Origin of the sequence: Intrasporangium sp., assembly GCF_051961875.1 — a bacterium.
In the GTDB taxonomy this organism is placed as follows: Bacteria; Actinomycetota; Actinomycetes; order Actinomycetales; family Dermatophilaceae; genus Intrasporangium_A.
Genome location: NZ_JBQCCV010000037.1, coordinates 1 through 6041, shown reverse-complemented (window position 1 = coordinate 6041; position 6041 = coordinate 1). Strand labels below are relative to the sequence as shown.

Genomic DNA, 6041 nt, shown 5'->3' with positions numbered 1-6041 from the left:
GTACTGCGGCGGCGCGTCCATGAGGACAACTACGGCGTCTATGGGGCTCGCAAGGTGCGGCGTCAGCTCAACCGCGAAGGCATCGGGGTGCCCCGCTGCACCGTGGAGCGGCTCATGGCCGCCGAGGGCCTGGCCGGTGCGGTGCGCGGCGCGCGCCGGCGCACCACCCGCCCCCACCCTGCCGCGCCGCGGCCCGAGGACCGGGTGGAGCGGCAGTGCACCGCGGATCGGCCCAACTAGCTGTGGGTCGTCGACTTCACCTACGTGGCGACCTGGTCCGGGTTTGTCTACGTCGCGTTCTGCATCGACGTGTTCGCGGGTGATCACCGGATGGCGGGTGTCCCGCTCGATGAGCACCGACCTGGTCCTGGACGCCCCTGCAGATGGGCATCTGGCAGCGCCACGCGCCGGGCACTCGATCCAGGGGTTGGTTCACCACTCCGATGCCGGCAGGCAGTACACCTCGATCCGCTACACCGAGCGGCTCGCCGAGGCCGGCGCCACACCCTCGATCGGGTCGGTCGGGGACTCCTACGACAACGCGATGGCCGAGTCGATCATCGGCCTGTTCAAGACCGGGGTGATCCGGCACCACCGACCGTGGCGCACCCCCGACGACGTCGAGATCGCCACCCTGCAGTGGGTCGACTGGTTCACCAACCGGCGCCTCATCGAGGCACTGGGCTACACCCCCCCCCGGCCGAAGCCGAAGCGAGCTACTACCTCACCCAGCATCAGTCCGAGACCCACGAAATGTCAGACCGAGCCTCCACTGAGCCCGGGGCGGTTCAGTGCCCCGGCAGGACTTGAACCTGCGACGCCACGCTTCCACGGGTCAAGGGTTGAACCGGTAGCCGAGCCCGGGTTCGGTGATGAGGTGGGCGGGGTTGGCGGGGTCGGGTTCGAGCTTGCGGCGGAGTTGGTTTGCGTAGACGCGCAGGTAGTTGGACTCTCGCCCGTAGGCCGGGCCCCACACGGATCGCAGGAGTTCCTGCTGGGTGACCAGGTGGCCTGGTTCGCGGCAGAGGGTCTCGAGCAGCCGCCATTCGGTGGGCGTGAGCCGGATCTCGGTGCCGGCGACGGTGGCGCGCCGTTCGGTGAAGTCCAGCATGAAGTGCGCGGTGGCGAGGGTGCCGATCCCGCGGTTGTCGTCGCCGACGCGGCGCGCTGCGGCGCGGACGCGGGCGAGGAGCTCTTCCACGCCGAAGGGTTTCGTCACGTAGTCGTCGGCGCCGAGGTCGAGTGCCTCGATCTTGTCGTCGGAGTCGTGGCGGGCGGACAGGACGATCACTGGCACGGTGGAGGTGGCGCGCAGGTGCTTGAGGACGTCGGTCCCGTCCATGTCGGGCAGGCCGAGGTCGAGGATGACGATCTGCGGGGAGTCCTCGTGGATCGTCTGGATGGCGCTGCGGCCGTCGTTGGCGGTGACGACCTCATTGCCGTGGGCCCGCAACGCGATGGCGAGAGTGCGCTGCAGTCGTGGGTCGTCGTCGACGACGAGCACTCGGATCACGCGCCCTCCTCGTGCCTCTGCTGGTCGGCGGAGGGCAGTTCGATGACCATGGTCAGTCCGCCACCTGGGGTGTCCTCGGGGCTGAGGCTGCCACCCATGACGGTCATCAGGCCGCGGGCCACGGCCAGTCCGAGCCCGAGTCCGTCGCCGCGGGGTGTGTCGCCGACGCGTTGGAACGCTTGGAAGATCCTGTCCTTGTCGGCGTCGTGCACGCCGGGGCCGCGGTCGACGATGCGCAGCTGGACCTTGTCGACGAGTGTTCCGGCGGTGATGCGGATCTCGCTCTCGCTGTGTCGTAACGCGTTCTCGACGACGTTGGCCAGGACGCGGTCGAGCAGGCCGAGATCGGCTTGCACGGGGGGCAGGTCGGTGCCGATGTCGATTGCCACCCGGGCGGGATCGGAGGTCGTGCGGACGGTGTCGAGGACAGCGTCGAAGATTTCGACGGAGTGGGTGTGTGCCTTGACGGTTCCGGTTTCGAGGCGGGATAGGTCGAGCAGGTTCCCGATGAGCGCATCGAGACGGTCGGCGGACTCCTCGATTGACTCGAGCAGCTCGGCCTTGTCCTCGGGGGTCAGCTTCACTTCAGCCTGTCTGAGGGTGGAGACGCCGGCCTTGATGCTTGCGAGCGGGGTGCGCAGGTCGTGCGAGACGGCGGCGAGCAGGGTGGTGCGGGCCGCGTTGTCCCGCGCCAGGCCGGCCGCCTCTCGAGCCGCGCGAATGAGCTGTTCCCGGCCGTGCAGGATGGCGGCGTGTGCGGCGTAGGCGTTGACGAGGCGCTGGTCGCGTGCGGCGAGGGGCGGGCCGTCGAGGAGCAGGTGCACGCCCTCGTCGACGGGTACGTCGGTGGTCCATGCGACGTCGTCGGGCAGCGGCGAGCCGGCCCGCAGGGACTCCTCGCTGGCAGCGACGACGACTTGGCTGCCGTCGGGTCCGGGCTCGGTGAGGACGGCTTGTTTCAGGTTGAGGGCGTCCCGGGCACGGGTCAGCAGGCTTGGTAGTGGGTGGGGCTCGGCGAGCAGGTCTCGGCTGAGTGCGGCCAGTGCTGCTGACTCGCGCTGCGCGGTCAAAGCCTGCTCGGTGCGTCGGGCGGCCAGGGTCACGACCCAGGACACGGCCACGGCGACGAGGATGAACACGGCCAGGGCGATCGCGTTGGGTGGGTCGCTGATGGTGAGGGTGCCGGTGGGGGCCGTGAAGAACCAGTTGACGGTGAGCGACCCTCCGACTGCGCAGAAGAGAGCGGGCCAGATGCCTCCGACGAGTGCACAGGCGACGGTGAGGGCCAGGTAGAGCAGCAGGTCGAGGGAGAGGGTGTGGCCATCCTGGGTTGCCACGAGGATCGCGGTCAGGGCGATCGTGGCGGTTGTCGCGAGGACGAAGCCGGCGGCGACACGCTGCCACGGCAGGGCCTGGGTGCGTCGCGTCCGGGGCCGGATCTTCGATCCCTCGTGCGGGACGAGGTGCACGTCGATGTCGCCGGACCCGTCTGCGACTGCGGAGGCGATGCTTGGGCGGAGGAACTGTTGCCAGCGGCCTCGGCGGCTGACCCCGACGACGATCTGGGTGGCGTTCTCGCCGCGGGCGTGATCGAGGATGGCCGCGGCGATGTCGTGGCCGACGGCCTCGTGGAACTCGCCTCCGACGTCGGCTGCCAGCCTGCGTAGCCGACCGATGGTGCTGGGGTCCCCCGAGACGAGGCCCTCCGATGACCGGACGTGGCAGGCGATGAGGTCGCCGCCGGCTGCGCGACTGGCAATGCGGGCGCCTCTGCGCAGCAGCGTCTCGCTCTCGGGGCCGCCGGTCAGGGCGACGACGACGCGTTCCCGGGTGGGCCAGGGCGCGTTGATGCCTTGGTCCGCGCGGTATCGCTCGAGCGCCTCGTCGACCCGGTCAGCGAGCCACAGCAGTGCGATCTCGCGCAGTGCGGCGAGGTTGCCGACCCGAAAGTAGTTCGCGAGGGCGGCGTCGACTTTGTCGGCGTTGTAGACATTGCCGTGGGCGAGCCGGCGGCGGAGGGCCTCCGGGGTCATGTCGACGAGCTCGACCTGCTCGGCTCGGCGCACGACCTCGTCGGGCAGGGTCTCCTGTTGGCGGATCCCGGTGATCGACTCGACGACGTCGTTGAGGGATTCGAGATGCTGGATGTTGACGGTCGAGAGCACGTCGATGCCGGCGTCAAGGATCTCCTCGACGTCCTGCCACCGCTTCTCGTGTCCCGATCCCGGGACGTTGGTGTGAGCCAGCTCGTCGATGAGCACGACGTGCGGCCGGCGCGCGATGACGGCCGCCGCATCAAGCTCGGTCAGCTGCGAGCCGCGGTACTCCAGGGTCATTCGGGGCAGGACCTCCAGGCCCTCGAGCAGGGCCGCGGTGTGCGCCCGACCGTGCGTCTCGACGATGCCGACGACGACGTCCGTGCCCCGCTCTCGTCTCCGGTGCGCCTCGTCGAGCATGGCGAAGGTCTTGCCCACGCCCGGTGCGGAGCCGAGGAAGATGCGCAGGGACCCGCGACCCATGTACCGATCCTCGCAGGTCAGCGGGCCACTTGCGCCGACAGCCGCGCGAGCGCCAGGTTGAGTTCGAGCACGTTCACCCGGGGCTCACCGAGGAAGCCGGCCACCCGGCCCTGCGTGTAGCGCGCGACCAGGGCCGAGACTTCGCTGTCTGGGAGGCCACGGGCTGCGGCGACCCGCGGGACTTGTGCGGCGGCATACGCCGGTGAGACGTGCGGGTCGAGGCCGCTCGCGGAGGCGGTCAGCGCGTCAGGCGGGGCGCTGGCCATGTCGAGATGCGCGGCCTTGGCCCGGGTAGCCACCTGCGCTGACAGCGCCGTGCCGGAGAGGTTGGTGCCGCCGCTGGTCGTGCCGGAGTAGTCGCTCGCGGACGGGCGGCCGACGAACCACTCGTTGCCGGCCCACTGCTGGCCGATGAGGGAGGAGCCGACCACCTTCCCGTGGGCGCTGACGAGTGACCCGTCCGCCTGCCCGGGAGCGAGGACCCGCCCGACGCCCCATACGAGGGCCGGGTAGAACAGGCCGCACACCACAGTCAGCACGATCATGGCGCGAAGGCCCGCCGAGGACTGCTTGACGAAAGAGCTGAGGTTGCTGTTCATGGGGATCGCACCAGCCTGTTCTCACAACGGGACATGGCTCACGACGAGGTCGATCAGCTTGATCCCGATGAACGGGGCCACGATGCCTCCCAGGCCGTAGATGTAGATGTTGCGTCGCAGGAGCGCCGTACTGCCAAGGGGTCGGTAGCGGACTCCTCTCAGCGCCAGGGGGATCAGCAAGATGATGATGATCGCGTTGAAGATGACGGCCGACAGGATCGCCGACCTCGGCGTCGCCAGCCGCATGACGTTGAGGGCCTGCAGGCCGGGGAAGAGCACGACGAACATCGCCGGGATGATGGCGAAGTACTTCGCGATGTCGTTGGCGATCGAGAAGGTCGTGAGGGCCCCGCGGGTGATGAGCAACTGCTTGCCGATCGAGACGATGTCGATGAGCTTGGTCGGGTCGGAGTCGAGGTCGACCATGTTGGCCGCTTCCTTGGCCGCGGAGGTGCCGGTGTTCATCGCCACGCCGACGTCGCTCTGGGCCAGGGCGGGCGCGTCGTTCGTCCCGTCGCCGGTCATCGCGACGAGCCGGCCGCCGCTCTGCTCGCTCTTGATCAACGCCATCTTGTCCTCGGGCGTCGCCTCGGCGAGGAAGTCGTCGACCCCTGCCTCGGCGGCGATGGACCTGGCCGTCAGCGGGTTGTCACCGGTGATCATGACGGTCCGGATCCCCATCGTCCGCAGCTGGGCGAACCGCTGCGCCATGCCCGGTTTGACGACGTCCTTGAGGTGGATGACGCCGAGCGCCCGGGGTGTCCGGTCCGGTTCCTGGACCGCGACGACGAGCGGGGTGCCGCCGGAGGTCGCGATGCCGTCGACCACCGTCATCACGTCGCTCGGCACCTCGCCGCCATGGCCGGACACCCATCGGGCGACCGCGTCGGCCGCGCCCTTGCGGTAGGCCGTCCCGTCGGGCAGATCGGCGCCAGACATCCTGGTGTGCGCCGTGAACTCGACGAACGTCGCCCCCTCACGGGGCAGGCGGTCCAGGGCAGCGCGGGTGGGCGCGTCGAGCGCGCGTGCGGCGAGGTCCACGATCGAGCGGCCCTCCGGTGTCTCGTCCGCGAGCGAGGACACGTATGCCGCTCGGGTGATCTGCTCGGTGTCGAGCCCGGGTGCCGCGAGCAGCTCGGTCGCGCGCCGGTTGCCGTAGGTGATCGTGCCGGTCTTGTCGAGCAGCAGGGTCGAGACATCGCCGGCCGCCTCCACCGCCCGGCCGGACATGGCGAGCACGTTGTGCTGCACGAGGCGGTCCATCCCGGCGATGCCGATGGCGGACAGGAGCGCGCCGATCGTCGTCGGGATGAGGCAGACGAGCAGGGCCACGAGCACGACGGGCGACTGCACTTCGCCGGAGTAGATGGACAGCGGCTGGAGCGCCATCACAGTGATCACGAAGATGAC

4 protein-coding genes and 1 pseudogene are annotated in these 6041 nt (G+C 69.7%); 1 reads left to right on the top strand and 4 read right to left on the bottom strand.

Translation table 11 applies throughout. The annotated features are described in order from the left end of the window. Positions 1–810 (top strand): annotated as a pseudogene (locus tag ACTHJJ_RS02205) (IS3 family transposase); the annotation flags it as partial. 25 nt (positions 811–835) lie between these two features. Here ACTHJJ_RS02205 and ACTHJJ_RS02200 read toward each other — a convergent pair. The 4 genes from ACTHJJ_RS02200 to kdpB all read right to left on the bottom strand — a co-directional run. Next, a complete protein-coding gene (locus tag ACTHJJ_RS02200) occupies positions 836–1513 on the bottom strand; it encodes a response regulator transcription factor (protein ID WP_440301302.1) in 678 nt (225 codons plus the stop codon). Then, on the bottom strand, positions 1510–4032 hold the full coding sequence (locus ACTHJJ_RS02195) for a DUF4118 domain-containing protein (protein WP_440301301.1): 2523 nt from the start codon (positions 4030–4032) through the stop codon (positions 1510–1512). Before ACTHJJ_RS02195 ends, ACTHJJ_RS02200 begins: the two co-directional genes overlap by 4 nt. Before the next feature lie 17 nt (positions 4033–4049). Further along, on the bottom strand, positions 4050–4631 hold the full coding sequence (gene kdpC / locus ACTHJJ_RS02190; protein WP_440301300.1) for a potassium-transporting ATPase subunit KdpC: 582 nt from the start codon (positions 4629–4631) through the stop codon (positions 4050–4052). 21 nt (positions 4632–4652) lie between these two features. After that, a partial coding sequence (gene kdpB / locus ACTHJJ_RS02185) for a potassium-transporting ATPase subunit KdpB (protein WP_440301299.1) occupies positions 4653–6041 on the bottom strand: 1389 nt, incomplete at its 5' end.